The organism is Actinoplanes sp. NPDC049668 (assembly GCF_044465445.1).
GTDB lineage: Bacteria > Actinomycetota > Actinomycetes > Mycobacteriales > Micromonosporaceae > Actinoplanes.
In genome coordinates this window covers 1444276-1471134 of record NZ_JBITLR010000001.1, presented here as the reverse complement: position 1 = coordinate 1471134, position 26859 = coordinate 1444276, and the positions used below count along the sequence as shown (strand labels likewise).

Below are 26859 nucleotides of genomic sequence, written 5' to 3'. Positions count from 1 at the left end.
CGTGCCTGCCCACCTGTGCGAGTCGCCGCGCTGCGCCCGCAACCCGGACACCGGCGAGATCGAACCGCGCCCGGCCGCGCCCGGCCTGCTGCTGTGCTGGCCCTGCCGCGACGGGCTCGCCCGCGACCTGCGCCGCGTCGACGAGCTGTGGCCCGAACTCGACGCGAACCTCCCCGCCGGCGCCGGCGGCGGCCCGGCCGTATCCGGCACCCCGCAACGGAGCCTGCCCCTCAACGTGCGCACCGCCTACGCCCGCACCGAGATCGTGCCGGTGCTCGCCGAGTGGGCCGCGCTGGTCACCTACCACCGCCGCGTCACCCCACCCCGGCGCGCCGCCCGCCCGCTCGCCCGATTCCTCGGCAACCACGTCGACTGGCTCGCCGCCTACCCGGCCGCCGGCGACGCCGCCGACGAGATCGCACAGGCGCGCTCCGAGGCCGTACGCGCCGTGTTCCACAAGCCCGCCCGGCGCGTGGAACTCGGCCGGTGCCCGCGCCCCGGGTGCGCGGGCACGGTCGCCGCGATCGTGCGCGACCCGGACGCCGTCATCCCCTCCGAGGCCCTGTGCGACACCGACCCCGCACACGAGTGGCCGATGACCCAGTGGCCGGCGCTGCGCCGGCAGATGCAGGCCGCCGCATGAGCGCCCGCTACCTGTCCGCCGACGAGGCCGCCGCCCTGCTCGGCCGCAAAGTCCCCGCGGTCTATCGCCTCGCCCACCGCCACGGCTGGCGCCGCATCGTCCACCACGGACGCACCTACTACCACCCTGGTGACGTAGAGCACACGATCAAGGCATTGACCAGATAGGACCGTATGGGAGATCGTAAGTCCCACGTTGGTGAAATCTACTCACTGACAGATCCACGAGACCCCCGCGAGAGCCGATTCGGCCCGCGGGGCTTTCTCGTTCCCGCCTCCCCGCCGGCTTTCCTTCCCGCCCCGCTGCGCGGGCCGCCGACGTCCCGGTCGCACCGGGCACCCACACACACGACGAGTCGGCCGACAGCGGCGACCTCGTGGACGACGCGCGGCCCCCGCACCCCTTTCACCGATACGGGAGGTGCGGCGCGATGCTGCTCGGCTCTCTGTTCTCCGGCTACGGCGGTCTCGACCTGGCCGTCGCCGACGTCTTCGACGTCGACACCGCGTGGCACGCCGAGATCGAAACCGCCGCGGTGCGAGTCCTGCGCCGGCACTGGCCCGACGCGGCGAACCTCGGCGACATCGGCGCCGTCGACTGGTCGGCCGTTCCCGGCGTCGACATCCTCGCCGGTGGCTTTCCCTGCCAGGACGTGTCATTCGGCGGTGGTATCACCAACGGCCGCGCCGGCATCACGGAGAAATCCCGCTCGGGACTGTGGACCGAGTTCGCCCGCGCCATCGGCGCCCTGCGCCCCCAACTCGTGATCGTGGAGAACGTCCGTGGCCTCTACACCGCACCAGCCACCGTTCGCGCGCTGGGACCCGTCCGGCGCGTGGACGGACTTCGACCCCTTCGCGCCATCGAAGCCGTACTCGGAGACCTGGCCGATCTTGGGTACGACGCACGGTGGACTAGCGTTCGCGCCTCCACCGTCGGCGCACCACATCAGCGAGCCCGCGTCTTCATCGCCGCTTGGCCCGCTACTTCCCACCCCGACCGCCTCGAACTTCGGCGACAGCGAACGCATCGAAGCGTGGCGAGCTCGGCAGGAACGACACGGCAAGCGGTTCAGCCCGACCCTGTCGATCGCCGTGCGGCTGCTGCCCGCGTTCTCGACCCCCGATGGCAGCAGTACGCCCCGACCATCGCCCGATGGGAAGCCATCCTCGGACGACCCGCACCCCACCCCGTCGCCGTGAACGGTCGAGGCAACGGCTGCCTCGACCCGCGGTTCGCCGAATGGATGATGGGCCTGCCCGCCGGCTGGGTCACCGACACCCCCGGCCTGACCTCCGGGCACATGCGCCGGATGCTCGGCAACGGTGTCGTCCCGCAACAGGCCGCGCTCGCCATCCGGCACCTGCTCGACCTGGACGCCGCGCCGCGCTGACCGGGATGACAGCGGCGTCGGCCAGACGCGACCGTCAGGTCGCGGGCCGGTCGGGGTCGACGCCGGTCGCCCGTCGGTAGACCCGCTGCACCGACGAGGCCCACCACTTCGACCCGCCCACGGGCGGCGGCACCGTGTCGTCGGCGTTCAGCGCCGCGGCGATCCTCGACCATCCGTCGCCGGCCTCCACCGCGGACACGATCCGCTGCACCACCTCGGCCGGGGGCGGGGTCTGCGGACGCCCACCCAGGCGCCCGGACTCGACCCGGACACGGCGCACCGCTTCGAGGTGTTCCGCGCTGTGGCGATCGGTCATGAAGCCACCCTAACGCAGCCTTACAGGAACTTCTACGGATAAGCATCTATGCAGGTCGTAAGAAGTTCCTGTAAGATTGGGGATATAAGGCGGCCCGGACGGTGCGGGAACACCGGCCGGGCCTGGACATCCCCGATTGCGTGCGAAGGGAACATCCATGCGCCAGCGTATGCGGCCCGAAGCGGAACCCATGTTCACCCCCAACAACGAGTGCGTCGGCTGCCGCGCACACATCGACAGCCCCTGTAGCGCCACCTGCCCGTTCGAGACGCGGGTCGTCGACGTGGCGCTGATCCTGCGCCTGGCCGCGATCGACCTGACCAACCACCAGCGGTTCGACGGCGGGTTCTACATCGAGGCCGCGATCTCCTCGGCGGCCCTGTGCATCGTCGACACGGCCGCCTACAGCGAAGCGTGGAAGACGACGACTGAGGCGTTCCGGCGCCACCTGCTCGGTTTCCTGAGGTGGAAGGACACCGACCGCATCGTCGAGCGCTGGGGCGCCCGCAGCGAGTACACGACGATCTTCGAGGAACTACTCACGGCCGCCTACTCCTACAGCGAGTAAGCCGACAGGGCGCCGGACGGCTCGACCGTCCGGCGCCCCGCCACATCTCGCGCCCGACGCGGCGCCGCATCCCGCAGCGGAGGTGTGCGCATGTCCGGCACCCATGGGCCCGCCCCCGAACCGGTCCGAGAGCCCGGACCGGCGGCCGGGTTGAAGGTCGTGGCGTATGGCGGCGGCGTGCAGTCCACGGCCCTGCTCGTGCTGGCCGCCACCGGCCGCATCGACGTCCGCACGTTCGTGTTCGCCAACGTCGGCAACGACTCCGAGCACCCCGCGACCCTCGCCTATCTGCGCCAGGTCGCCCGCCCGTACGCCCAAGCCCACGGCCTCGACCTCGTCGCGCTCGACCGGGTGCGCCGCGACGGCACCACCGAAACCCTGTACGGCAGACTCACCCGCCCCGGCTCCCGCTCGCTGCCGATCCCCGTGCGCATGTCCAACGGCGCCCCGGGCACGCGATCCTGTACCGCCGATTTCAAAATCCGGGTGATGGGTCGGTGGCTGCGCCAGCACGGCGCGACCGCGGCCCGCCCGGCGACGGTCGCCGTGGGGATCTCGCTCGACGAGATCCACCGCGCGCACAACCGCCGCGAGCAGCCACACGAACGCGTCGTCTACCCGCTGCTCGACCTGCGGCTCGACCGTTCCGCGTGCCTGCGGATCATCACCGATGCCGGCCTGCCGGCACCCGGGAAATCGGCCTGTTGGTTCTGCCCCTTCACCCGGCCCCAAACCTGGGCCGAACGGCGCCGCGACGATCCCGCGCTGTTCGCCCGCGCGTGCGACCTGGAATCCACCCTCAACGTCCGCCGGGCCCGGCTCGGCCGCGATCCCGTCTGGTTGACCCGCTTCAACCGGCCGTTGTCCGATGCCGTCCCCGCCGCGCAGGACACGTTGCCCGGCCTGGACGCCCCGGCCGATGACATCACCTGCGACAACGGCGCCTGCTGGACCTGACGCTTCCGGCGACCCACATCGGGGGTCCGATGCCCACCGGCCTCAAGGGACGCCCGTACCGGCGCCTCACCCACCAGGTCTACGCAGAGGAAACCCACTGCTACCTGTGTGGCGGATACGTCGACCAGACCTTGCCGCGCACGCACCCCATGTCCCGCACCGCCGACCACGTACACGAACGGCAGCTCGGCGGGGCACTGCTCGACAGGGCCGGACTACGTCTGGCGCATCGTCGCTGCAACGGACGCAAGGGCGCGCGGGTACGCCACGCCTTGGCACGCGACGGGGCAGCGCTCAAGCCCATGACGTTCGACATCCACGTCGACGCCGGCGCTCTGTAGCGGGGGTGGGGGTCGGATTTCCGGCGTACGCGGCCGGCTGACCCCACGCCCAGGGTCTCCCACCTCTCCCCCCGCGATGAGCTGGGAAAACCCCGGACCCGACGGGTTCCCTCGATCACGCCGGTGGCGATGGGCCAACCCGTGGGCGGCCGGTAGGGGCTGTGCCACGAACGGCACCTCTCTGCTGCCGATGGCTTGACGAGAGAGGTGCCGTTCGCGTTACGGACCCGGCCGGTAGTTGCGTCTTTAATGCAGGCGGAAGTAGGCGTGGAAGACCTGGCCGGTGTCCAGGGTGAGGAACAGTGTGTAGCAGCCCGCCGTCGTCGGTGTCTTCCAGGGGAAGCGGTAGGTCTTGGTCGTGGTGTTGTAGGTCAGTCCCGTGCCGGTCGAGTCAGCCGGCGTCGACCCTGTGGGGTCGGTGGAGAACCTTGTGCAACTGGTCGACTTGTAGGTGAGTGACGTGACCGCCGAGAGTGTGGAGACGACGGCCCCCGCCTTGTCGCGTAGTCGCCACTTGAGCTCCCACTGGCCACCACTCTTCAGGAAGATGTTGACTGCCGGCGGGTTGAGCGTCGGGAGAATGAACCCGGCGAAGGTGTACTTCTGCGCCTGGTAGGAGATCACGACCGAGGCTGGATCGCTGGTCACGCCGGTCGTGCCGCCCGCGGGCACGAACGACGACCCGCCGCCGCCGCCGGCGGCGTTGCCGCCGCCACCACCGCCGTACAGGCCGCCGCCACCACCGCCACCGCCACGGTTCGCGGGAATGAACGTGGTGTCCGGTGGTGGGCCGCCGACGCCGCCCTGCCCCAGCGTTCCGTCTGTCCCTGGCGGCGTCCCGGCGCCGCCTGCTGTCTGCGTGCCCGCGCCGCCGCCCGCGCCACCTCCTGCACCGGCATCGCCCCCGGGTTGACCGGCGGCGCCGCCGTTGCCGCTGCGCCCGAGGCCGCCGCCACCACCGGCGACGATCAGGCGGGAGCTCAGCCCGGTGCTTGCCGGATTGGCGCCGCCGCTGACGGTCCGCACATCACTGGCGCCACCACCACCGGGCATCCCGTTGGCCCCAGGATCACCGCCGTCGCCCTGCCCCCCGCCGTTGAATCCACCGGCCCCACTGGGACCATCAGTGAGATCCCCGCCCACTCCGCCGACCTCGACGTACAGCGTCGAACCCTGCGTCACGGAGAGCGTGGCCGAGGCGACACCACCGCGCCCGGGTGACCCGGTCGCGAACCCGCCGCCGCCCGCGGCGCCGACTGCGGTGACCGACAGCGCTGTCACGCCGGTCGGCACGACGAACGTCTGCTCGGCTCCCGTGTACGCGAATGGGCACGTCACGGTACTGCCGCTCTGGGTGCAGCCGGGCGGCAACGCCGCATAGGCCGCCGCCGGGGCGGCGCCGGCCGCCGCGACGGCCAGACCGGCAACGACCGCCACTCTGCCGATCAGATGCCGTCGGAACACATCACGTTTCTTGACTGGCACGTGGTTCTCCGTCATAGCTTTTCCCACTGTTCGGTTGATGCGGCCCCTGCGGCCCCGCGGAATCCCCAGGTCTGCTCGACGTAACTCCGCACCTGGATGGACGGAGTTTATCGGTTGGTTTCAGCGTTTATAGTGACCCAATTGGGTATTTCGACCTGAGCGGCGGCGAGGTAGCGAGCAGGGCGACGATCGCGACGGGCGCCCGCAGTGTGGACAGTTGCGCAGTGCGGTGGGTTGCTCGTTGTCCATGGTGGTCCCCGGCGTGAACGGCGCGGCCAGCGGCGGCGGCGCGCCACGTCATCGACGCCGAAGGGACGGTGGGGCAGTGACCATGGCTCCTGCCGGCCTCGACAAACGCGGCCGCAAACTCTGGCAGGACGTCACCGCCGCCCCGGGGGCGCGGTTCGGCCCGCTTGAGCTGCTCCTGTTGGCCGAGGCGTGCCGGACCGCTGATCGGCTTGAGCGCCTGGACGGTGTCATCCGCGGCAAGGGCAACGAGTGGATCACCCTGGCCGCGGAGCTCGAAGGCCGCAGCGAGGTCGCCGTCGTGATCGACGCCGCGCTGTCCGAGGCCCGCCAGCAACAGGGTCGGCTGACCAGCATCGTCGCCGAGCTGCGGCTGCGCACCACCGGCCCGGCCGCGCCGACCGGCAAACCTGCCCCGGCCCCGCCGACTGCTGCGGAGGTGCCTGCCGGTGTCTCCAGCATCATCGGCCGCGCCGTCCGCGCTGGACCTGGACCGCGAGCAGGGTAAGCCTCGCGTTCGGGTCGTCCCGCCGTACGTCTACAGCTACGGCCCGCTCGCCCGGGAGCTGGCCGCGGCCGCCGGCCTCGTGCTCGACCCGTGGCAGGACGACGTCCTCACCGCCTCGCTCGGGGTCGACGCGCTCGGCCGTTACACGGCGTTCGAGGTCGCGGTCTGGGTGCCGCGGCAGAACGGCAAGGGCGGGATCATCGAGGCCCGCGAGCTCGCCGGGCTGTTCCTGCTCGGCGAGCAACTGATCATGCACTCGGCGCACGAGTACAAGACCGCCCTCGAAGCGTTCCGCCGGCTGCTTGCCTGTCTCGGCAAGCTCGGCCGCAAGATCTCCGAAACCCTGTACGAGATCGACGGCCCGCCCGACGAGCACGGCCAGCCGACCGTGATCCGCGTCAAGGTGACCAACACCAACGGCGAGGAAGGCGTCGAGCGCCTCGACACCGGCCAGCGCATCCGCTTCATCGCCCGATCCAAGGGCAGCGGCCGCGGCTTCTCCGGTGACCTCATCATCCTTGACGAGGCGTTCGCGCTGACGCCGGAGATCATCGAGGCGTTGATGCCGACCATGTCGGCCCGGACGAATCCGCAGATCATCTACGCGAGCTCGCCGCCGCTGTCGTACGAGTCCGGCGAGGTCATGTTCGGCATCCGCGACCGCGGCGAGCCCGAACCGGACCCGGACCACCCGGACGAGCCGGTACCGGAGCCGGCGCCGGAGCTGGCCTACTTCGACTTCGGCCTCGCCGGCGACCTGGACCACCTGGCGCACAGCGAGGCTTGCAAGACCGACTGCGCGCGCCCGGAGATCGACCTCGACGACCGGGCGAACCACCGGCGGGCCAACCCGGCGCACGGCTATCGCATCACGCAGCGGTTCACCGACCGGGAACGCCGGGCGATGACCGACCCCGGGTTCGCCCGGGAACGGCTCGGTATCTGGCCGGCGCGGGTAGCGAAGAAGGATCCGCCGCCGATCGACCCGCGGGTCTGGGTGGCGATGTGCGACCCGGCCAGCAAACGCGCCGGTGATATCGCGCTCGGCCTGGACGTGACGCCGATGCGCGACCGCGCTGCGATCCTGCTCTACGGCGTGCGCGACGACGGTCTCGGTCACCTCAAGGTGGTCTCCTACGCCGCCGGCACCGACTGGATCATTCCGAGGCTGCTCGAACTGATCGAGCAGCTCGACCCGGTCGCTATCGGTATCGACAGCGCCGGCAGCGCCGCGGCCCTGCTCGACGAGCTGCGCAAGGCCGGCATCTTGACCGCTGAGGAACGCGAACGCCGCCGGATCTCCGAGGGGTTCCCGCACCGGGCCGAGGTGCCGCACACCCGCGGCGACATCGTGCTCCTGAAGTCCCGCGATGTGGCCGCCAGCGTCGGGCAGTTCGTCGACGCGTCCCGCGGCCTGCGGATGCGCCACGCCAACGACCCGGCGCTCAACGACGCTGTCGCCGGCGTCAAGTTCCGACCCCTCGGCGACGCCGTCGCGTGGGGCCGCCGGCTGGCGTCCTGCGACATCAGCCCGCTTGTCGCCGGCAGTAACGCCCGCTGGGCCTACTACGAGTGCGTCGACGCGCTCGCCGCCGATTTCGAGCCCGCGGCCTACTACGTCTAACCCTGGTAGGAGGCCCCGTGTCGGTGCTCGACACCCTGCGGCAGGCGTGGGCCAAACTCCGCGCCGGTGGCGCCCGGCAGGCCGCCCGGCAGGCGTGGGCCGGCATGTTCCAGACCTACGGCGAGCCCAACGCCGAACGCGTCCTCTCCTCCTATCAGCAGTTCGCGGAGAAGGCGTTCGCCGGCAACTCCGTGATCTTCGGGCTGATGTTGGCCCGGATGCTGCTGTTCACCGAGGCCCGCGCGACGTTTCGCCACCGCGACACCAAGAAACTCGAACGCACGGACGCCCTCGAAAAGCTGGAACGGCCGTGGCCCAACGGCACCCTCGCCGACCTGCTCGCCCGCATGGAGCAAGACGCCAGCCTCGCCGGTAACGCCTACGTGCGTGATGCCGGCGACCAGCTTGAGCGGCTGCGCCCGGACTGGGTCACCATCGTCAGCGAGGTAGTCGAGGCCGACGACGGCCACCAGCTCCGCACGGTCATCGGCATCGTTTACGACCCGGTCGGTGACCCCGACCGCGACATCGACTTCTTCCCGGTCGCCGAGGTGGCGCACTGGGCGCCGATCCCTGACCCCCTGGCGAACTGGCGCGGCGTCTCGTGGATCACCCCCGCGATGCGGGAGCTGAACGCGGATCTGTCGATGACCGAGCACCGAGAGATGTTCTTCCGCAACGCGGCGACGCCGAACATGGTCATCAAGTACAGCGGCAAGATGTCGCCGGATCAGGTCAAGCGGATCGGTGACCGGATCAACGCCCGGCACGGCGGCCCGGACAAGGCCGGGCGGACGCTGATTCTCGACGAGGGCGCCGACCTGCAAGTCGTCGGCGCGCAGATGCGCGACGTGCAGTTCGACGAGCTGCAAGCCGCCGGCGAGAACCGGATGGCGGTCGCCGCGCAGGTCCCCGCCATCGTCGCCGGCCTCAAAGAAGGCCTCGATAGCGCCGCGTGGTCGATGTACCGGCAAGCGTTGCGCCGGTTCGCCGATCAGACCATGCGCCCTTTGTGGCGCGGCGCGTTCGCCGCCCTCGCAAACCTTGTCGACGTCCCCGACGGCTGCGAGCTCTGGTACGACGTCACCGACATCGCTGCCCTGCAAGAGTCGGAGCAGGAAGCCGCGCAGACCGCGCAGACCAACGCGGGCACCCTGTCGACGCTGACCGCGGCTGGCTTCACATGGGAGAGCGCCGTCGCCTACGTGGCCAGCGGTGACCTGTCGCTACTCGATCATTCCGGGCTCTACTCCGTGCAGCTACGCCCACCCGGCACCGACGAACCGGCATCCGAAGCGGCGCCGCCGGCCGCGCCGGCTGACCCCGCCGACCCGGGCGACGACGAGGACCAGGACGACGACCCGGACGCCACCGACGCCCCGGACGCCAGCGACGGCGGCGACGCCGCGCGGGCACGGCTCGCCGACCTGCTCATGCGGGCGTGGCTGGGGGAACCCCTCGACGCCGACGAGCGGCTCGAGCTACTGCGCGGCTTCGATCCGGACTTGCACCCGCGGGACCACCGCGGCCGCTTCCGCAAGATCGGCTCACCCGACATCGCCGACGGGCTGATCCCGCTCGGCAAGCTGCGCGACGAGCGCCTCGACGCGCTGTTCGCCGACATCCAGCACGAGCCGGCCCCCGACGAACGCGCCTTCGAGCGCATCGGCGACGAGTGGGACCGCCGCGACTCCGCCGAACGGCAGCGCCAAGACCGGATCACCGACCTTGTCGCCGCGGGCGCCGACTACCTCGCCGCGTACGCCGACGTCTACGGCCGCGACTCCGAGAAGCTGCGCCGCGAGCAGCGGTTCGCGCTCATCGACGCCGAGCGCCGCACCGGGGAGACCCGCCGGCAGGCCGTACGCCGTGCGTACGACGAGTGGACCCACCTGCGGTACCTCGCCGCGGAGACCGAAACCCGTGGTCACCTGCTGACCGGCGAGGCGCAGGGGCGTGGCATTCATCCGGTGTCGCTGTTCTCCGGACCGTCCGTCCGCGCGCGTAAGCACGCCAGCGAGGAACTCAAGCGCTGGTGGGAGGACAACGGCGGCCGGATCACCTTCACCGAATTCCGGCACCGGATCTACGGCGGCGACGGCGCCGAACTCGAACAGATCCGGCTAGGCGGCAACGGCCGCGACTTTGGAGTGTGACCGGTGCCGACCCGAACCGAGCTCGACGCCGCGGGCGCCGCCGGCCACGCCACCGCGGCGGCCGGCGGCCCGGTGACGGCCTGCCCCTACGCCGCGCAGCGCACCCCGCAAGAGCGTGCGCTCGCGCTGGCGTGGGTCGGCGCGTACCTCGCCGAACGGCCACCGGCGCCCGGCGACGTCGACCACGACGACGACACCGCGAGGGAGCCGTGACGTGCACCTGACCTACGACCGGACGTTCGCGCTCGACGGTATCGAGATCCTGCGCAGTGGCGACGGCAGGACCGTCGAGGCGTACGCCGCGGTTTTCGACGACCCGGTAGAGGTCCGCGACCAACACGGCCACTACTCCGAAGAGATCAACCGGGCGGCGTTCAACCGCACGTTGTCGCACGGCATCGACCGGATCGGCGTGTTCTACAACCACGGCGTCAACCCGCTCACCGGCAAACCCGACGCCGCTTTGTCCGTGCCGATCGCCCGCGCGGTCGACGTCCGCGTCGACGGCCGAGGCCTGCGCACCGTCAGCCGCTACAACCGCGGGCCCGTCGCCGATCAGGTGCTGGAGTCGATCCGCAATCAGGAGATCCGCGGCCAGAGCTTCCGCGGCCGGATCATCCGCTCATCGCCGAACGGTCGCATCCCGCGACCCGGCCCCGGCGGCAAGCTGCCCCGCGTGGTCCGCCATGAGCTCGGCCTCTCCGAGTACGGCCCCACCCCCGCTCCGATCTACGCGGGCGCCGAGATCCTCGCCGTGCGGTCGATTGCCAACCTCGCTGGCGAACTCGCCGCCCTCCATCCCGAAGCGCGCGCCGACCTCGTCCGCGCGCTCACCGCGACCACTCCGAACCGAGACCAGCGTCTCGGCGACGACCCGGACGCGGTACCCGCCACTCCCGACCGTTCGGGATCCGGCGCCGAGGACCCGCCCGCAGAATCCGGGCACTCCGGTCGGCTCGCCATCGCCCGCGCGCGTGTGCGCCTGGCGACCCTGCACCTAGGAGCGAGCACCAATGCCCAAGGTTCGTAAGCCCGAGATCATCCGCGCCGCCATGGCGGCCCTTCAGAGCGAGCTGGCCGAGCTCGGCGAGCTCGACGAGCCCACCGACGAGCAGGTCACCCGCGCCGCCGACGCGATCCCGGCCGAGTGGGAGGCCCTCAACGCGGAGCTCGACGAGGCCACCAAGCAGGCCGCGCAGCGCGCCGAGATCCTCTCCCGTGCGCTCGACGGCCCGGACGCCGAGCCCGGCGACGGCGCCCGCCGCCCGGCCAAGGAGATCACCCGGGGCCGCGTCGGAGCGCCGCACGTCCGGCGGTCCGACGAGAGCATCTACGACCGGCTCGACCTGGTCCGCGCCGGCCGCTTCGACGACGGCGACGTCATCGAGCGGGCCCGGTACGCCATCGACCGGGCACCGGCGCACATGACAGATGTGGCCCGCGCGCACGTCGAGGACCTCGTGACCGTCGACGACGGCGACGAGAACCGCCAGGCCGGGCACATCGCCCGGCACGTGCTGTGCACCGGCTCCGCCGAGTACCACGAGGCGTTCCGGGCGTACATGCGCGACGGGCACCCCGGCGAGATCCTGCGCGCCACCATGACCCTCGTCGACGCGCAAGGCGGCTACCTGGTGCCGTTCACCCTCGACCCGACGATCATCCTCACGAACGCGGGCATCGTCGACCCGCTGCGCCGGCTGTCGACCATCAAGCAGATCGCCACCGACACGTGGAACGGCGTCACCTCGGCTGGTGTCAGCTCGGCGTGGACCGCCGAGGGCGGCGAGTTCCCCGACGGGTCGCCGACCTTCGGCCAGCCCACCATCACCCCGCAGGCCGCCGACATCTGGGTCGAGGGCACCTACCAGATGCTCGCCGACTCCGGGTTCGCCTCCTCGCTGGGCCGGCTCCTCGCGGATCAGAAGCAGATCCACGAGGGGCAGGCGTTCGCCACCGGCAACGTCGGCGCCACCCGGCCGCGTGGTGTCGTCGCCCGGATCGCCAGCGTGGCCGGGTGCCTGGTCGCGTCCGCGGCCAACGGCGCGCTCGCGCAGGCCGACGTGTACGCGGTCTCTGACGCGCTGCGGGCGCGGGACTCCGACCGGGCGCAGTGGCTCGCGCACAAGCGGATCTATAACAAGGTCAAGCAGCTCGACACGTCCGGCGGGTCGGCGTTCTGGGCCGACATGGGCGTCGGCATCCCCGCTAACCTGCTCGGCGCATCGGCGAACGAGGCGTCCAGCATGGCAAGCACGGTTGCGGCCGGCGCCAACGTGCTGCTCGCGGGCAACTTCGAGCACTTCGTGATCGTCGACCGCGTCGGGATGAGCGTGCAGTACGACCCGATGCTCAAGGGCGCCAACGGTCGCGCGAACGGCAAGGCCGGATGGGCGGCGTTCTGGCGCGTCGGTTCCGACGTCGTCGACCCCGACGCGTTCCGGCTGTTGCAGCTCTCCACCGCGCCGGCCACGACGCCGCTGGGCTGAACGAGTAACGACGCACGGCCCGACTGGCGGGTCGGGCCGTGCGCCGAGCCTCAGCGCGGCGGCACGTGCCGTGTCCGCCGTGCGAGTTGATCATAGGTACGCCGGGTTTCGACCAGGCGGTTAACCGCCTCCTGAAGCGTGAGCACGACCTGAACGTCCCGGCGGCTCCACGCGGGTAGATCGGTGCCGCTGCGGCTTTCCAGCGGGGGCGGCGCCGCGATGTAACCGGCCATCGCCGCCACGAAATCACGGGCAGCCGCGACGTACGTAGTGCGCGCTAGCGGCACCTCGCGTTCCGGCCGAGTCTGACCCATCAGACGATCATAGAACACCTGTTCGATTCCCTGCGCGGGTTAGCCCCAGCCGGCCGGGACACGGCTTTCCCGCGCAGTTCCACCCGGCACCGACCATCCACGTCGGGGCCCGGCCCGCGGCGTGACCGACCCGCCCGGAGGTTCCGCCCATGTCCCAGCCCACCGCCCCGATTGTGCGTGCCCGCGGTACCGCGTTCGTCGGCTTCGACGGCCGTGAGGTCCGGATCGGCCTCGGCGACGAGTACCGGGCCGACGACCCGCTCGTCGCGGCGTACCCGTCGATGTTCGGCCCACCGCCGACCGTGCTCGCCGCACCGATCACCGACGCCCCGGTCGCCGACGACACCCCGTTCGCGCCTGCCATCGACGAACCCCAGCCGTCAGCCCCGGCCGATGAGCCCGCCCCGCCGGCCCCGGCTGACGTCCCGGCGCCGCGGCCGCGCCGGCGCCGCGCGGTCCCGACCCCGTGACCGATCCGGGGCCGGTTCTCTACTACCCCCTCGACCTGTTCAAGCTCGGCATGTCGGCCGGCACGAACACCGGCCGTGACACTTTGCTGCTCGACGCCCTCGAAAGCGCGTCCCGGGCGGTCGAGACGTACTGCGGCGGCCGGATCTTCTACCGCACCCCGGCCACGGCCCGGGTGTTCCGCGTGCGCGACCGGGTGGTCTCGTGCGGCGACGGCGACGAGCTGCTCGTCGAGGACATCGCCGCGGCGCCGGCGCTGGTCGAGGTCCGCACCGGCCGCGGCGGTAGCTGGCGCACGATCACCGGCGCCGTCGACCTGGAGCCCGACACCGCCCTCGACCGTCTGCGGCCGGTCACCTCGCTACTTGCCGATCCGGGCGCGTGGGGCACCGACCGGGTGCGGGTCACCGCGGAGTGGGGCTGGCCGGTCATCCCGCGCGACATCCGCGAGGCCACCAAGTTGCTCGCCAATCGCCTCTACAAGCGCAAGGACTCGTCGACCGGCGTCGAAGGCGTCGGCGAATGGGGTCCGGTACGGGTCGCCGCGTCCGACCCCGACGTCCGCGCGCTTCTCGACGCCTTCCGCCTTCCGTCTGCGGCCTAGGAGCGCACCACCTGTGGATTACGACCTGATCGCCGAGGCGCTCGCCGCGGCCGCCCGGACCTGCACCTACGACGACCCCGACGGCAATCCGACGCTGGCCCTCAACGCGCACGGTTTCGCCCGCGACGAGATCGACCCGCCGACCTTCGAGGTCGGCGAGGTCGAGATCGGCGACGACGAAACGTTCGATGACGACTTCGGCAGCGCCCTCGAATCGCCGCAGTACACGTGCCGGCTCTACGTCTCCCGCGCGTCCGACGGCGATCTCGCGCACCCGCTGCTGCGCCGGTTTCTGCGCCCGTCCGGCCCCGGATCGGTCAAGGCGGCGCTTGAGGCCGACCGGACGCTCGGTGGCCTGGTCGACGCGCTCGTGGTCGCCAAGCGGTTCGGCTACGGCGTCTATGACGTCGGCGGCGTCGACTACCTCGGCGCGCGGTTCACCGTGCGGGTGTGGGGGCGGGGCTGATGGCCGACGTACTGATCAACGCCCGGATCTTCGGCCGCGGCGTGAACTTCTCCGGCCAGTCCAACAAGGTCGACTTCACGGTCGAGGCGGACGAGGCCGACGCCACGGTGTTCGAGCCGGACAACCCCGCCGACGCCGGGTGGAAGGCACGCCGGGCCACGGTCCTCGACTTCAAGGCCGGGTTTTCCGGGCACTGGTTCGCCGGCGACCCGTCCAAGGTCGATGACGCGCTGTGGTCCGGACTCGGCGCCGTCGACGTCTGGACCTTCGTCAAGGGCACCGGCGCCGTAGGCGATCTCGCCTGGTCCGGCCAATCGCTCGAAAGCAAATACAGCTTCCTCGGCGACCACGGCAAATTGGCGCCGTTCGACGCCACCCTCAACGGCTCCGGGCCGCTGGTCCGCGGCCGCGTCGCCCACCCGCACACCGTCGTGCGCAGCGCGGCCGGCACCGGCGACGCCCTCGTGTTCGCCGCCGGCATCCCCGCCGGCAACCACCTGTGGGCGGCGCTGCACGTGTTCTCCGTCGGCGGCACCGGCACGCCGGCGCTGTCCGTGCTGGTCGAGTCCGACGACAACCCGGCGTTCACCACCCCCGTGCAGCGCCTCGCGTTCGTCCCCGCCACCGCCGCGCAGACCGGGCAACTGCTGCGCGCCGCCGGCCCGGTCACGGACATGCATTACCGCGTGCGCTGGACCGTCACGGGCGGCACGCCGTCATTCCTCTTCGCCGCCACGCTCGGCGTCGCCCCCGCGTAAGGAGCAACCCAGTGCCTACCGGAATCCTCGTCCTGACCGACTGCGCGCTCACCCTCGGCGCCGCCGCGCTGGCCACCAAGGCGAGCAAGCTGGAGATGCCGGTCGAGGTCGACGAACTCGACGTGACCGTGTTCGGCGGCCAGTGGAAGAAGCGCACGGGCGGTCTGCTCGACGCCAAACTCAACGCCGCGTTCTTCAACGACTACGCGCCCGCCGACCTCGACGAACTCACCTGGAACTGGATCATCGGGCGGGTACCGATCCCGTTCACCGTCCGACCCACCACCGCACCGATCGGACCGTCCAACCCGCAGTGGTCCGGCCTGGTACTGCCCAAGTCGTACAGCCCGATCTCCGGCGACGTCGGCAGCGTCAACAAGTTCGACATCTCCTGGCCGACGTCCGGCGCCGTCGCGCGGGCGGTCGCCTGATGCGGGCGCACGTCCAGATCATCGGCACCGGCGAGGACGCCACCGTTTCGCTCGACGGCGTCCCGGTGCCGGCCGGCACCATCAACCGGATCGACCTGCGCGCCACCCCCGGCAGCCTGCCGCGCCTCGAACTGCGTTTCGTCATCACCCGCAAGGCCGTCCTCGAGGTCGACGCCGACGTCGTCGTCGACGACACCACCGCGACGGTGCTGCAACAGCTCGGCTGGACGCCGCCGGCCCCCGCCGCGGCAGCCGACCAGGCGCCGGCGGGGTGAGGCCGTGCCCGCAGAGTTCCGCACCGACCTCCCGGAAGCGCTGAACCGGCTTGCTCGCGCGCTGGAGGCGGAAGGCTCGGCGCGGTTCCGGACCCGGCTGGCCCGCAACCTCGAACGGGCCGCCCGCCCCGGCGCCGACGCGGTCCGAGCCCGCGTGATGGCCATCCCGTCGCGCGGCGGGCGCCGCAACGGCGGTTCGATCCGCCGGGCCATCGCCCAGGCCGTCCGCGTCGAGGTCCGCCTAGAGCCCGGCCTGACCGGCGTACGGATCTCTATCGGCCGCCGGACCATGCCGCGGCAGTTCGCCAACGCCCCGAAGCGGTTCAACCAGCAGACATTCCGGCGGCCCGTCTACGGGCGCCGCTCGGTTCGCCAGCGCGGCGAACCGTATTTCGAGTCCACGTTGCAGCCCGGCCGGCCCCACTACGCGCAGGCATGCCACGAGGCGATGGACGACATGGCGGACCGCATCGCCGGCCGCATCCGCTAACCACCCGAGAGGTTCCGAATCGTGCTGCTCACCTACCACCCCGCCGGCCAGGACGAACCGACCGTCTACGAATTCAAGCTCGAACACCTGCGCTCCAAGGAAATCGAGGCCATCGAAAAGCGCACCGGCGGCATGGCCTTCGGCTCCGAGTTCCGCGAGGCCCTGCTCAAGGGCTCCGCGCTCGCCCGCCGGGCGCTGCTCTGGACCTTCGAGCGCCGTCAGCATCCATTCCGCAAGTTCGACGAGGTCGACTTCGCCGACGGCGAGGTCGTGCTAGAGCTCGACGCCGGCGAGCTCGTCGAGCAGCGCGAGCAGGTAATCAAGATGGCCGAATCCGGCGGGCTGCACCCCGACGACGTCGAACAGGCCCTCATGATGATCGACATGTCGCTCGCCGAATGGCGCCGCAAGCACCCCGACCAGGACCCGGACGACGCAGCGGGAAAAGCCCACACGGCGAGCTAGTCGCACGTTACTGGCTCGCGTTCGCCGAAGTGCTGCACCTCTCCCCGTCCGACGTCGACCAGCTCACCTACGCCCAGGTACACCAAGCGGTCGAGCAACTCGACGAACTCAAACGCAAACAGGACGCCGAAGCGGCCGCCGCAGCGGCCGCGGAGAACTGAACGCGGTCACTGAAGAAGAAAGAGGGACGCCGGGTCGATGCCTTGTGCCGTCTCTAGCGTCGGCAGGTCCGCGCCGGCGATACCGCGAACATCAAGCTCCACCTGGCCGAGCTTCAAAGCACTTAGGAGAGATTGACCTTCTGCGATTGCTGCGTAGAACCGGGCAGCGAACCTAATAGCCGCATCATCGCGGATGCTGTCGTTCATTCCGATAGCGGCGGATACTGCGCTTGTCAGTGCCGTCAACTGTGCCGCCGATTTGCAGGCATTCAATAGGACCAGACGTGGTCGTTGGTCCACTGCCTCGATCGCTCTCACGAAAGTGGCGGCCTTCATGGGCGTTCCGAAGCCTGCGCCAGTGTCACCCGAGTCGAAGCTCAGCGCAGTTTCGTTCGCATGTCCGGAGAAGTGGACGACATGAGGACGAAAGCGAGTTAAGCCATCAAGTAGATCCGTACCGGTCGCGGCTGGCATCATCTCGAACGCGACCATATCCCGGTGTGTCGCCGCTCGAATCGCTGTGCCCACCTCCCGCACCTCGACATCCATGCGGAGGTCCGATTTCGGAGCGGCGGTGAGGTACAGAATTCTCAGGGCTTCGGGACCCCCGACGGTGCGTGGTTGAGGAGTCTGCGGAGCCTTGCTGAGTTGCGCCTCAATGTGATTTCCCTGAAAGCGCGCCGGGCCGATGTGGTGCGCTACGTCGGTGACCCGGTGTACGACGACTTTCCCTCCGGGAATCGCCTGCTCAATCAGATCTCCTTCTTCCAGGTCCGTATCTACCTCGAAGAACCCTTTACGGCCCTGAATTGAGGCGCGAACGTCCATCCGGGTCTGTCCCCCGGGCGCGTCCCGAACGACAGTAACGGTCTGGCCAATCTGACGCAGCATGGACGAAAAGGACACCGGACCCCCGAAAGCTTCGCTGCTAACTGGTATGTGATCAGTAGTTTATACCCTCCCTCTGCCGCCAATCAGCCCTGGTAATTGTGAGAATGATTCGCTTCGTGCGCCGGATAACGCGCGCCGCCTGAAGCCGAATACCGCATTGTCACGACATGCTCGGCCGTCCAAGTCCAGGTGGCGCCAGTTGACGCCTTCCGGATGAGACCCGTCAGATCGCCAGGATCAAAGGGGGGTGGTGACGTCATGTCTGACACCTCTCTCGTGTTCAACATCATCGGCAAGGACAAGGCCACCGCGGTCGTCGAGGGCGTCGGCCGCAGGGTGCGAGCGGCGTCGCTGCTGGCGGCGGCCGGTCAGGTCGCGCTCGGCGCCGGGTTCGCGTCCGCGGCCGCGCACGCGCTCGCCCTGGCGTCCGCGGTCGTGCCGGCCATCAGCCTGCTCGGCTCGCTCTCCGCGGTGGGTCTCGGCGGCATCGCCGTGATCGGCGCGCTCGGTCTCGGCTTTGCTGGGATGGGCGCGGCGTTGAAGGCCACGGGCAGCGCGGGCGGCGGCGCGGCCCGGATTCTCGGTGACGTCGCCGGCGCCGAGCGGCGCGTCGCCCAGGCGCAGCGCGAGGCGCGCGACGCGCAAGAGGCACTCAACGACGCGCGCAAGAGCGCCGCGGAGCGGCTCGCCGGGTACGCACACGAGATCCGCGGCGCCGAGCTGGACGAGGAAGCGGCCACCAACGCGCTCGCCGACGCCAAGAAGCGCCTCGAAGAGGCGTCGATGGCCCGCGGCCCCGGCGCGGCCGATCAGTACCGCGACGCCGCGCTCGCCGTCGAACAGGCCGAGTACGCCCTGGAGAACGCCAAGAAGCGCACCAAGGAACTCAAGGACGAGCAGGCCGACGCCAACAAGGCCGGTGTTGAAGGCTCCGACGAGGTCAAGGCCGCCCGGCAGCGCGAGGCCGACGCCGTGCAGGCCGTCAAGGACGCACAGGACGCGCTCACCAAGGCCCAGAAGGGCACCGGCGGCGGGGGCGGCGGCGTCAACGCCCAGGCCGACGCCATGGCCCGGCTCGCCCCGAACGCCCGCGCGGTCGTGCGGACGCTGCTCGACCTGCTGCCCGCGTGGCGCCGGGTGCAACAGGCCGTGCAGAACCGGATGTGGGACGGCGTCGCCGGTGACCTGCGGGCACTGTCCGGCACCTACCTCTCGACCGCGCGTGTCCGGCTGGTCGAGCTCGCCGGCAGCTTCAACCTCGCGGTGCGCGAGTCCGCGAAGCTCGCCACGTCGAAGAAGTTCGCGCAGGACATCGACGCGACGCTCGGCAACACCAACCGGACCGCCGGGCTGCTCGCCCGGTCGGTGGCGCCGGTCATCAGCGCGTTCCGCACGTGGGGTGTCGTCGGCTCGCAGTTCCTTCCGCAGCTCGGCGCGTGGGTGTTGTCGCTGGCCCAGCGTTTCGACCGCTGGTCGACCGCGGCCCGCGAGTCCGGCCGCATGGTCGGCTGGATGCGCCAGGGCGCCACCGTGCTCAAGCAGCTCGGCACGATCGCCGGCAACGTCGTCGGCATCCTCGCCGCGCTGCTGCGCGGCGGCGGCGCCGACTCCGGTCGGCAACTGCTCGCCACGATTACCGCCCTGACGACGCGGCTACGGGTGTTCCTCAACTCCGCGGCCGGGCAGGCGAAGATCCAGACGGTGTTGTCGAACCTGCGCGCGATCCTGTCGGGCGTGGGGCAACTGCTGCCCTCGCTGGCGGCGGCGTTCGGCAACTTCCGCGCGTCCATGGCGGACGCGTCCGGCGGCGGCGGGTCGCTGCGCGACACCCTCGACGTGACCCGCGTCGTGATGGGGTTCCTCGCCGACAACTCCGGCAAGCTGGCCGCGATGCTGCCCTACCTGGCGGCAGGGTTCGCCATCGTCAAGACCGCACAGGTCGCCGGGAACCTCGTCGCCGTGGCGTCGATCCCGCTCAAGGCCGTCGAGGTGGCGACCAACTGGCGTCTCACGGCCGCGCTGCGCGCCAACACCACCGCGCACGCGCAAGTCGCGGCGGCCAGCCGCGGCAGCGCCATCGCCACGACCGCGGACACCGCGGCGACCAACGGCGGCGTGCTGGCCCGCGGCCGCGCCGTGGTCGGCATGGTCGCGCAAAAGGTCGCGCTCGTGGCGACCTCAGCCGCGACCAAGGCGGCGGCGGCCGGTCAATGGCTGCTCAACGTGGCCATGTCCGCCAACCCGCTCGGCCTGATCGTGATCGCCTTGGTCGCCGTCGCCGCCGGCCTGTACCTGCTGTGGACCCGGTCGGCGACCTTCCGCAAGATCGTGACCGGCGCCTTCTCCGCAGTGTGGGGCGCGATCAAGGGCGGTTGGTCGTGGGTGCGCAAGAACTGGCCGTTGCTGCTGTCGATCCTGACTGGGCCGGTCGGTCTGGCCATCCGCTGGATCGTCAAGAACTGGGATTCGCTGGTCGGCTTCTTCCGCAAGATCCCCGGCCGGATCGGTGCGAGCCTGTCGGGCATCTGGTCCGGCCTGAAGTCCGGCTTCCGCGCCGCCCTGAACTGGGTGATCGCCAAGTGGAACAACTTCAGCATCGGGCTACCCGGGTTCTCGTTCGCTGGCGTCTCCGTACCCGGGATCTCGATCAACACCCCGAACATTCCGTACCTGGCGACCGGCGGCACCGCCCGCACCGCCGGCTTCGCCAACGTCGGCGAGCGAGGCATGGAACGCGTCTGGCTACCCGCCGGCGCGTCCGTCGAGCCGCTGCGCGGCAGCCGCGCAGGTGCGGGCGGCGGGGTGCTGCGGATCGTCGTCGACGTCCGCGGCGGCGACGGCGAGCTCAAACGCCTGATCCGTAAGTGGATTCGCGTCGACAACCTCATCCCCGCAACCCGGTGAAAGGGGGTGAACGGTGCCCGCGTTCCCCGCAACCCCTTTGCCGGTCAAGGTGTACGCCGCGCCGGGTGCCAACCCGGCCGGCGACCCCACCGTGTGGCAGTGGGTCAACATCACCGGCGACGTGCTGGTCCGCGACGGCATCAGCATCGAGGTAGGCCGGGCCGACGAGGGCGCCACGATCGACGCCAGCAAGGCCGGCATGAGCATCAACAACAAGGGCGGACACTACTCGACCCGTAACCCGATGGGCCGGTGGTATCCGAACCTGCGCCGCAACACCCCGATCAGGGTCGCGCTCGACGGCGTCACCGACACTTTCGACCGCACCGTCGCGGCCGGGCTCGGCACCACCGACACCGGGCAAGACTGGATCGTGCTCGGCGGCGCCGCCGGCGACTACACCGTCGCCGGCGGCACCCTACGTGTCGACCTGCCCGATCAGGCGTTCTCCCGCCGGCCGCAGATTGACGGCCTGGCCGCGCTCGACTCCGACGTCACGATCACCGTGCGGGTGCCGTACACACCTGCCGGTGGCCCGATCAACGCCGGGACCACGGCCCGCTACCGGCACATCGCCGGGACCACCTGGACCGGCTACGTCGCGTCGCTGGCCTTCACCGCCGGCGCCGGGATCAACATCGTGTTGTACGTGGCCCGCGCCGACGGGCGGCTCTACCTGCTCAACACCGCGGCGACCGTGCTTGCGCACAACATCGGCGACACGTACCGGCTGCGGTTTCGGCTGCAAGGCAACTACGTCAGCATTAAGGGCTGGAACGCCACCACGAGCGTGGAGCCGGCCGGCTGGCACATCGCCCGGACGATCAGCGAAATGGTCACCCCGGGCACGATCGGCCTGCGCGCGAGCGCCGGCGCCGGGAACACCGACACGGCGCCGCACGTGCTCGTCGACGACTTCGCCGGCGAGTTCGACCTGATGACCGGCACCGTCCCGGAATGGCCCCCGCGGTGGGACATCACCGGCCGCGACGCCTGGACGCCGATCGTGGCCGCCGGGGTGCTGCGCCGGCTGGCGCAAGGCCCGGCACCGCTGCGCTCACCTTTGGTGCGCCAGATGCTCGCCAACCAGCCGCGGATCTACATCCCGTTCGAGGACGGCGAAGACTCCGACGTGTTCGCCGCGTCGCTGGTCACCGGCTCCCCGCCGGCCAACACGCGGGGTGTGACGTTCGGCGAGGACGACAGCCTTCCCGGGGCGACCACGGTAGCGACGATGTCGGCGGCCGCCACCGTCACCGCGAAGGCGCCGCCGCACACCGCACCTGACGGGTGGGCGTTCGTCATCTTCGTCAAGCTGTCCGCGCTGCCCCCGGTCGAGTTCCAGCTTTTTCGGCTGGAAACGCCGGGCGGCACCGTCAAGGCGTGGGAGTTCCTGATCTCCGTCGACACCTTCACCTGCCGCGGCCTGAACGCCGACGGGACGGTCGTGCTCGGCTCGGCGGCCGTGATCACCCCGGCGAATATCGACCCCCGCCGGTGGATGGCCTACCAGGTCAAGCTCACCCGCAGCGGCGCGAACACGTCGTTTGAGTGCTGGCTTTACCCCCTGGTCGACCCGGCGGTCGTGACGTTCTACGGCCTCGGCGTCAACGTCGGTACCGCCACCTACCCGGGCACGCCGGGCACGGTGTCACAGGCCAAGCTGACCGGCGCTACCGGCTGGATCAACGGACTCGTCGGGCACATGATCTACGCCGCGCATCCCGACCTTGAGTTCGTCTCCTACGACTTCATCACCGCGGCGTGGGGGTATTTGCGCGAGCGGGCAGCCGACCGGATCCGTCGGCTGTGCGGCGAGGAGGGCGTACCGGTCTTCATCGAGCCCGGCGACTCCGAACCCCTCGGCCGGCAGCGACCCGCGGCGTTCATCGAACTGGTCCGCGAGGCCGAGAAAGCCGACATGGGCACGCTGCGCGAGCTCGGCGCCGGTCTGGCGTACAAGCCGCGCGGCGCCAAGTTCAACGCCGGCGTCGACCTGGGGCTCGACTTCGACATGGTCACCACCGGCGACGACAGCGACGGTGGCGGTGGCGGTGGCGGTGGCGGTGGCGGTGGCGGTGGCGGTGGCGGTGGCGGTGGCGGTGAGGGGGATGTCGGTGAACCGCCGGAGCCCACCGACGACGACGCGCTCGTGCGCAACGACTGGACGATCAGCCGCGACGGCGGCAGCTCGGCCCGCGCCATCGACCAGGCCCACATCGACGCGAACGGCCGCTACGACGACTCGGCCACGCTGAACCTGCCCGACGACACCCGGCTCGTCGCGCACGCCAACTGGCGGCTCTCCCTCGGCGTCAACGATGAGATGCGCTGGCCGCGGATCGTGCTCGACGTCGCCGCCCGGCCCGAACTGTTCGCCAAGATCCTGTCATTGCGGGTCGGGTCGCGGGTCACCATCGTCAACCCGCCCGACGAGGTGCTCGGCGACGAGGTCGACCTCATCGTCGAGGGCTACACCATGGCCCTGAGCGTGTTCGAGTTCGTCGTCACGCTCAACTGCTCCCCGGCGCGGCCCTGGCAAGTCGGTACCATTGGTACCGCCCGGATCGGCTCGGCCACCACCACGCTCGCCGACCCCGTCGACGCGCTCGGCGCTGTCCTGGAGCTCGCCAACACCGCCGGCACCTGGACGACGAATGTGGCCTCGTACCCGCTCGACCTCAACGTCGGCGGTGAGCGGGTGCAAGCTCTCGGCCCGGGATTCGTCGATGAGGGGTACACCTTCGACGACAACGTCGAGGGATGGGGCGCACCGGACGGCGGCAGCGTCGCGTGGTCGCCCGGGTTCGCCAAGCGCGGCACCGGCGCACTCGTGCTCACCCCGCCGGGTGACGTGGCCACGGTGACCGCCCGCAACATCTCCAACCGGGTCGGCGTCGCCTACGCACCGAACACGGCCTACCTGGTCGCGGCGTGGGTGCACTCGTCGGCCGGCTGGTCCGACGTGCGCGTCACGGTCGAGTTCTTCGACTCCTCCGGCGTCTACATCACCACCGGAGGCATGGGCGACGCGCCGTTCACCCTCGACGCCGGCGTCTGGACCCACCTGGCGAAGCCGATCACCTCGCCGGCGAACACGGCAACCGGCCGCATCCGGGTGCGGATCGGCGGCACCCCGCCCGCGTCGAACGTCTTCACGATCGACCACCCGATCGCCGTCGACACCAGCACGGTCGAGACCACCAGCCCGCAACCGATCACCGTGCGCCGATCGAGAAACCGGGTCGTCAAACCGCAGCCCGCCGGTACACCGGTGCGGATGTGGCGGCCCGCCCGCGTAGCCCTGTAGGGAGGCCCGACCGTTGACCACCTACCGCTACCCGGACACCCCCGCCGGGGAAGAGATCACCGAAACGATGCTCCAAGCAGCATTGCCGACCTTCATCGAGAAGACCGACACCGTCGGACGCAACAACACCGCGCTCGTCGCAGACGTCGACCTGGTCCTCCCCGTCCCGGCGAACTCCCGCTGGTGGATCGAAATGCACCTCATCGTGTCCGGCACCAACACCGCGAAGATCCGGACCGACTGGACCGTCCCGGCCGGCACCGCCGGGGGCCGCCGGGTGCACGGCCCCGGCAGCAGCGCCGCGACGCAAGCCGACGCGGACAACACCACCTCACGCTGGGGTGTCCACAGCTTCGGCACCGCCATCACGTTCGGCCTGCCCCGCAACGCCGGCAACTTCTCCTCGCAGATGCTCGAAACCGCCCTCGTCGCGGTCGGCACCTCCGCCGGGAACATCGCCCTGCGCTGGGCGCAGAGCACCGCGGACGCCGCGAATCCCACGTTCGTCCAGCCCGGATCGCTGATCAAGGCGTACCGACTCGCCTGAACATCGCACCGCAACCACCCGCCCGCCCGAACTGCTCGTGGCGGGCCTTTGTCATGCCCGCATCCCTTCAAGGAGGCCACCTGTGGCCAGCACGCCCGCGCGCATCCCCGGCATTCAGTTCGTCGAAGGCCGCAACGACTACCACGACACCGACGGCCGCAAGTACGGCATCTGCATCCACAACACGTCCAACAACGCGTCCGACACCGCCGAGGCGAACTACGCGCGCCGGCGCACCGACGGCGTGAGCTCCCACCTGTACGCCGATGCCGACAGCGTCACCCAGTCGCTCGAACTCACCGACAAGGCCGGCCACGTCGGATCACGCCAGGGCAACGAGAACGCCTACGCGGTCGAGATCGTCGGCGCCAACGGCAAGCCGCGTACATGGTGGCTCGCCAACGTCGCGTGGGATCGCCTCGGCCTGGCACTGGCATGGATCATCCGCAACGACCCCGACCTCGCCGGCTTCCAAGTGCGCCGGGCCAGCGTCGCCGAGATGCGGCGCAACCCCAAGGTCAAGGCGTTCTACGCCCACGACGACGCACGCCGGGCATGGGGCCACACCACCCACACCGACCCCGGGCCGCACTTCCCGTGGGACCGCCTGTTCAAGGCCGTCAACGACGGCCTCGCCAAGCTCGGCCGCCCGAACACCCCCACCCCGCCGACAACGCCGGCGCCGACCACAACGGAGAAGATCGTGAAGGCTCTGCCCACCCTGCGCCACGGGTCCGCCGGCGCCGGCGTCAAGCGCGCACAGGCCCTGCTCAACGTCATGGGCTACCGCCTGAAGGAAGACGGCGACTACGGCGACAACACCGCGGCCGCGGTCGCCGCCGCCCAGCGTCGGGCGCGCATCACCGTCGACCGGGTCATCGGCCCCGTCACCTGGTCCGAGCTGCTCGACGTGCGGTGACCGAACTCGCCGTCGCGGCCCTGGCCCTGCTCGGCACGCTCGCCGGCGTGCTGGTCGGCCGCCGGCAACGCCGGGCGACCGCCGACCTGAGCGAGGCCCAAGCCGACGAGATCACCGAACGGATCTACGGCCGGATCGTCGAACGGCTCGAAACCGAAGTCGCCCGGCTGACCGCACAAGTCGGATCACTCGAACAGCGAGTCGCCGCGCTGGATGAGGCGCTGCGCCACCGCACCGCCGAACTCGACCGCGTCACCAGCGAACGCGACCGGGCCCTCGCCGAGCTCGCCGAACTCCGCACCCAGCTCCAAGCGCGCACCGACGAACTCGCCGAACTGCGCGCCACACCATGCCGGGCCTGCCCACCCGGCACGCCCTAACCCCCGGAAGGGACCACCGTTGCCAAACCCCACCCCGACCGCAGTACTCACCGACAAGCTCGCCGCGCGGCTACGCACCCTGTGGCCCATGTTCGTCGGCCACCTGATCGCCGCCGTCATCGTGCACGCCGGCCCCGTACTCGACATCGTCGAGCAGACCACCGGCTACCGGCCCACCTCGGCCACCATGACACTCGCCGGCGGCCTGCTCGCCGGCGCACTCGTCTACGAAGCCGGCCGCTGGCTCGAAGCCCGACCCGGACCTGGCCGCCCGGCCCGGATCGCCCGGAACATCGGCCGCTACCTGCTCTCCCTCGGCGTGCCCACCGGGCAGCCCTCCTACAAGCACTGACCACGACCACACGAAGGCGGCCGGCCCCGGAAGGGGCCGGCCGCCATTCTGCGTTCACCCGGGGGTTGTACCACCCGCCAGGCGGCACTTAGAAGACCCGCCACGTACACGCCGCGCCGACAGCACAAAGGAGCAAGGTCGCGCCGGCGTAGATGACGAACGCGACGGCGTAGCTGGCGGAATGTAGCCGCTCCCAGAACCTCATGCACTGCATGGTGCCCATCGCCCGCAAGGAACACGTCCCCGGCGACGGCGGCCCCGCCCGCTTCGGGCAAGGCGACCGGCCGATCCCTGCTCTCGCTCGGCGCACCCACCGGACAGCCCACCTACCAGCGTTGAACACACTCACGAAAGCGGCCGGCCCCGTCAGGGGTCGGCCGCATTCTTGCGTTCCAGGC

General features: G+C 70.8%; 31 protein-coding genes. 27 read left to right on the top strand and 4 right to left on the bottom strand.

What is annotated here, in order from left to right:
* Position 1 precedes the first annotated feature (1 nt).
* From ACIBSW_RS06900 to ACIBSW_RS06890, 3 genes are all read left to right on the top strand, one after another.
* Positions 2-643, top strand: a complete 642-nt coding sequence (locus ACIBSW_RS06900) for a hypothetical protein (RefSeq protein WP_354718635.1) — start codon at positions 2-4, stop codon at positions 641-643.
* Entirely contained in the window at positions 640-810 is a 171-nt protein-coding gene (locus tag ACIBSW_RS06895) for a helix-turn-helix domain-containing protein (protein WP_354718634.1), read from the top strand. Before ACIBSW_RS06900 ends, ACIBSW_RS06895 begins: the two co-directional genes overlap by 4 nt.
* 209 nt (positions 811-1019) lie before the next feature.
* Entirely contained in the window at positions 1020-2036 is a 1017-nt protein-coding gene (locus ACIBSW_RS06890) for a DNA (cytosine-5-)-methyltransferase (RefSeq protein ID WP_354718633.1), read from the top strand.
* 34 nt (positions 2037-2070) lie between these two features.
* Here ACIBSW_RS06890 and ACIBSW_RS06885 read toward each other — a convergent pair whose 3' ends face one another.
* Positions 2071-2352, bottom strand: coding sequence for a hypothetical protein (locus tag ACIBSW_RS06885; protein WP_354718632.1), 282 nt, complete (start codon positions 2350-2352; stop codon positions 2071-2073).
* A 157-nt stretch (positions 2353-2509) separates the two neighbouring features.
* Between ACIBSW_RS06885 and ACIBSW_RS06880 the strand changes: the two genes are divergently transcribed.
* The 3 genes from ACIBSW_RS06880 (at position 2510) to ACIBSW_RS06870 (ending at position 4218) form a co-directional block, all read left to right on the top strand.
* Positions 2510-2920, top strand: coding sequence for a hypothetical protein (locus ACIBSW_RS06880; protein WP_354718630.1), 411 nt, complete (start codon positions 2510-2512; stop codon positions 2918-2920).
* A 90-nt stretch (positions 2921-3010) separates the two neighbouring features.
* Positions 3011-3877 carry a phosphoadenosine phosphosulfate reductase gene (locus tag ACIBSW_RS06875; protein ID WP_354718628.1) on the top strand — a complete coding sequence of 289 codons (867 nt, stop codon included), beginning with the start codon at positions 3011-3013 and terminating at the stop codon, positions 3875-3877.
* Between the two features lie 29 nt (positions 3878-3906).
* The gene (locus ACIBSW_RS06870; protein WP_354718626.1) at positions 3907-4218 is read left to right on the top strand and encodes a hypothetical protein; all 312 of its coding nucleotides are present in this window, start codon (positions 3907-3909) and stop codon (positions 4216-4218) included.
* A gap of 246 nt (positions 4219-4464) precedes the next feature.
* Here the strand turns inward: ACIBSW_RS06870 and ACIBSW_RS06865 are convergent, their stop codons facing one another.
* Positions 4465-5718 carry a PxKF domain-containing protein gene (locus ACIBSW_RS06865; protein ID WP_354718624.1) on the bottom strand — a complete coding sequence of 418 codons (1254 nt, stop codon included), beginning with the start codon at positions 5716-5718 and terminating at the stop codon, positions 4465-4467.
* Between the two features lie 310 nt (positions 5719-6028).
* On the opposite strand from ACIBSW_RS06865, the gene ACIBSW_RS06860 reads away from it, so the two are divergent.
* From ACIBSW_RS06860 to ACIBSW_RS06835, 6 genes are read left to right on the top strand one after another with little or no spacing between them, the layout of a single operon-like run.
* Complete coding sequence (locus ACIBSW_RS06860; protein WP_354718622.1) at positions 6029-6457, top strand: hypothetical protein; 429 nt, start codon at positions 6029-6031, stop codon at positions 6455-6457.
* A complete protein-coding gene (locus ACIBSW_RS06855) occupies positions 6399-8081 on the top strand; it encodes a hypothetical protein (protein WP_354718620.1) in 1683 nt (560 codons plus the stop codon). The genes ACIBSW_RS06860 and ACIBSW_RS06855 overlap by 59 nt, the downstream gene beginning before the upstream one ends.
* Before the next feature lie 17 nt (positions 8082-8098).
* On the top strand, positions 8099-10237 hold the full coding sequence (locus ACIBSW_RS06850) for a phage portal protein (protein ID WP_354718618.1): 2139 nt from the start codon (positions 8099-8101) through the stop codon (positions 10235-10237).
* A gap of 3 nt (positions 10238-10240) precedes the next feature.
* Entirely contained in the window at positions 10241-10450 is a 210-nt protein-coding gene (locus tag ACIBSW_RS06845) for a hypothetical protein (protein WP_354718617.1), read from the top strand.
* A gap of 1 nt (position 10451) precedes the next feature.
* A complete protein-coding gene (locus tag ACIBSW_RS06840; RefSeq protein ID WP_354718615.1) occupies positions 10452-11267 on the top strand; it encodes an HK97 family phage prohead protease in 816 nt (271 codons plus the stop codon).
* Complete coding sequence (locus ACIBSW_RS06835) at positions 11251-12726, top strand: phage major capsid protein (protein ID WP_354718614.1); 1476 nt, start codon at positions 11251-11253, stop codon at positions 12724-12726. The genes ACIBSW_RS06840 and ACIBSW_RS06835 overlap by 17 nt, the downstream gene beginning before the upstream one ends.
* A gap of 50 nt (positions 12727-12776) precedes the next feature.
* Here the strand turns inward: ACIBSW_RS06835 and ACIBSW_RS06830 are convergent, their stop codons facing one another.
* Positions 12777-13058 (bottom strand): hypothetical protein, encoded by a 282-nt coding sequence (locus tag ACIBSW_RS06830; protein ID WP_354718612.1) that lies wholly within the window; start codon positions 13056-13058, stop codon positions 12777-12779.
* A gap of 131 nt (positions 13059-13189) precedes the next feature.
* Here ACIBSW_RS06830 and ACIBSW_RS06825 point away from each other — a divergent pair, with 131 nt between their 5' ends.
* The 9 genes from ACIBSW_RS06825 to ACIBSW_RS06785 are packed head-to-tail and all read left to right on the top strand — an operon-like array spanning position 13190 to position 17158.
* The gene (locus ACIBSW_RS06825) at positions 13190-13510 is read left to right on the top strand and encodes a hypothetical protein (RefSeq protein ID WP_354718610.1); all 321 of its coding nucleotides are present in this window, start codon (positions 13190-13192) and stop codon (positions 13508-13510) included.
* Positions 13507-14112, top strand: a complete 606-nt coding sequence (locus ACIBSW_RS06820) for a hypothetical protein (protein WP_354718608.1) — start codon at positions 13507-13509, stop codon at positions 14110-14112. Before ACIBSW_RS06825 ends, ACIBSW_RS06820 begins: the two co-directional genes overlap by 4 nt.
* A 13-nt stretch (positions 14113-14125) precedes the next feature.
* Positions 14126-14578, top strand: a complete 453-nt coding sequence (locus ACIBSW_RS06815) for a hypothetical protein (RefSeq protein WP_354718607.1) — start codon at positions 14126-14128, stop codon at positions 14576-14578.
* Complete coding sequence (locus ACIBSW_RS06810; RefSeq protein ID WP_354718605.1) at positions 14578-15336, top strand: hypothetical protein; 759 nt, start codon at positions 14578-14580, stop codon at positions 15334-15336. Before ACIBSW_RS06815 ends, ACIBSW_RS06810 begins: the two co-directional genes overlap by 1 nt.
* An 11-nt stretch (positions 15337-15347) precedes the next feature.
* The gene (locus tag ACIBSW_RS06805) at positions 15348-15767 is read left to right on the top strand and encodes a hypothetical protein (RefSeq protein ID WP_354718603.1); all 420 of its coding nucleotides are present in this window, start codon (positions 15348-15350) and stop codon (positions 15765-15767) included.
* A complete protein-coding gene (locus ACIBSW_RS06800) occupies positions 15767-16042 on the top strand; it encodes a hypothetical protein (protein WP_354718601.1) in 276 nt (91 codons plus the stop codon). Before ACIBSW_RS06805 ends, ACIBSW_RS06800 begins: the two co-directional genes overlap by 1 nt.
* Before the next feature lie 4 nt (positions 16043-16046).
* Positions 16047-16532 (top strand): hypothetical protein, encoded by a 486-nt coding sequence (locus ACIBSW_RS06795; protein ID WP_354718599.1) that lies wholly within the window; start codon positions 16047-16049, stop codon positions 16530-16532.
* 21 nt (positions 16533-16553) lie between these two features.
* The gene (locus tag ACIBSW_RS06790; protein WP_354718597.1) at positions 16554-16997 is read left to right on the top strand and encodes a hypothetical protein; all 444 of its coding nucleotides are present in this window, start codon (positions 16554-16556) and stop codon (positions 16995-16997) included.
* A gap of 29 nt (positions 16998-17026) precedes the next feature.
* Positions 17027-17158, top strand: coding sequence for a hypothetical protein (locus ACIBSW_RS06785; protein WP_354718596.1), 132 nt, complete (start codon positions 17027-17029; stop codon positions 17156-17158).
* Positions 17159-17164: 6 nt separating this feature from the next.
* Here ACIBSW_RS06785 and ACIBSW_RS06780 read toward each other — a convergent pair whose 3' ends face one another.
* Positions 17165-18049, bottom strand: coding sequence for a CHAT domain-containing protein (locus ACIBSW_RS06780; RefSeq protein WP_354718594.1), 885 nt, complete (start codon positions 18047-18049; stop codon positions 17165-17167).
* Between the two features lie 258 nt (positions 18050-18307).
* Between ACIBSW_RS06780 and ACIBSW_RS06775 the strand changes: the two genes are divergently transcribed.
* From ACIBSW_RS06775 to ACIBSW_RS06750, 6 genes are all read left to right on the top strand, one after another.
* Positions 18308-20953 (top strand): hypothetical protein, encoded by a 2646-nt coding sequence (locus ACIBSW_RS06775; protein ID WP_354718592.1) that lies wholly within the window; start codon positions 18308-18310, stop codon positions 20951-20953.
* 13 nt (positions 20954-20966) lie between these two features.
* The gene (locus ACIBSW_RS06770) at positions 20967-24263 is read left to right on the top strand and encodes a hypothetical protein (RefSeq protein WP_354718591.1); all 3297 of its coding nucleotides are present in this window, start codon (positions 20967-20969) and stop codon (positions 24261-24263) included.
* A gap of 13 nt (positions 24264-24276) precedes the next feature.
* Positions 24277-24810: a hypothetical protein gene (locus tag ACIBSW_RS06765; protein ID WP_354718589.1), complete on the top strand. Its 534-nt coding sequence runs from the start codon at positions 24277-24279 to the stop codon at positions 24808-24810.
* Between the two features lie 82 nt (positions 24811-24892).
* Positions 24893-25729, top strand: coding sequence for a peptidoglycan-binding protein (locus tag ACIBSW_RS06760; RefSeq protein ID WP_354718588.1), 837 nt, complete (start codon positions 24893-24895; stop codon positions 25727-25729).
* Positions 25726-26109 (top strand): hypothetical protein, encoded by a 384-nt coding sequence (locus ACIBSW_RS06755; protein WP_354718586.1) that lies wholly within the window; start codon positions 25726-25728, stop codon positions 26107-26109. Before ACIBSW_RS06760 ends, ACIBSW_RS06755 begins: the two co-directional genes overlap by 4 nt.
* 19 nt (positions 26110-26128) lie before the next feature.
* Entirely contained in the window at positions 26129-26461 is a 333-nt protein-coding gene (locus tag ACIBSW_RS06750) for a hypothetical protein (RefSeq protein ID WP_354718584.1), read from the top strand.
* Positions 26462-26859 lie beyond the last annotated feature (398 nt).

Bases quoted from the DNA above. Each gene is read 5' to 3' on its own strand.
- ACIBSW_RS06895 (WP_354718634.1), top strand. From the start codon at position 640: ATGAGCGCCCGCTACCTGTCCGCCGACGAGGCCGCCGCCCTGCTCGGC.
- ACIBSW_RS06885 (WP_354718632.1), bottom strand. From the start codon at position 2,352: ATGACCGATCGCCACAGCGCGGAACACCTCGAAGCGGTGCGCCGTGTC.
- ACIBSW_RS06880 (WP_354718630.1), top strand. From the start codon at position 2,510: ATGCGCCAGCGTATGCGGCCCGAAGCGGAACCCATGTTCACCCCCAAC.
- ACIBSW_RS06875 (WP_354718628.1), top strand. From the start codon at position 3,011: ATGTCCGGCACCCATGGGCCCGCCCCCGAACCGGTCCGAGAGCCCGGA.
- ACIBSW_RS06870 (WP_354718626.1), top strand. From the start codon at position 3,907: ATGCCCACCGGCCTCAAGGGACGCCCGTACCGGCGCCTCACCCACCAG.
- ACIBSW_RS06865 (WP_354718624.1), bottom strand. From the start codon at position 5,718: ATGACGGAGAACCACGTGCCAGTCAAGAAACGTGATGTGTTCCGACGG.
- ACIBSW_RS06835 (WP_354718614.1), top strand. From the start codon at position 11,251: ATGCCCAAGGTTCGTAAGCCCGAGATCATCCGCGCCGCCATGGCGGCC.
- ACIBSW_RS06825 (WP_354718610.1), top strand. From the start codon at position 13,190: ATGTCCCAGCCCACCGCCCCGATTGTGCGTGCCCGCGGTACCGCGTTC.
- ACIBSW_RS06810 (WP_354718605.1), top strand. From the start codon at position 14,578: ATGGCCGACGTACTGATCAACGCCCGGATCTTCGGCCGCGGCGTGAAC.
- ACIBSW_RS06800 (WP_354718601.1), top strand. From the start codon at position 15,767: ATGCGGGCGCACGTCCAGATCATCGGCACCGGCGAGGACGCCACCGTT.
- ACIBSW_RS06780 (WP_354718594.1), bottom strand. From the start codon at position 18,049: ATGCTGCGTCAGATTGGCCAGACCGTTACTGTCGTTCGGGACGCGCCC.
- ACIBSW_RS06775 (WP_354718592.1), top strand. From the start codon at position 18,308: ATGTCTGACACCTCTCTCGTGTTCAACATCATCGGCAAGGACAAGGCC.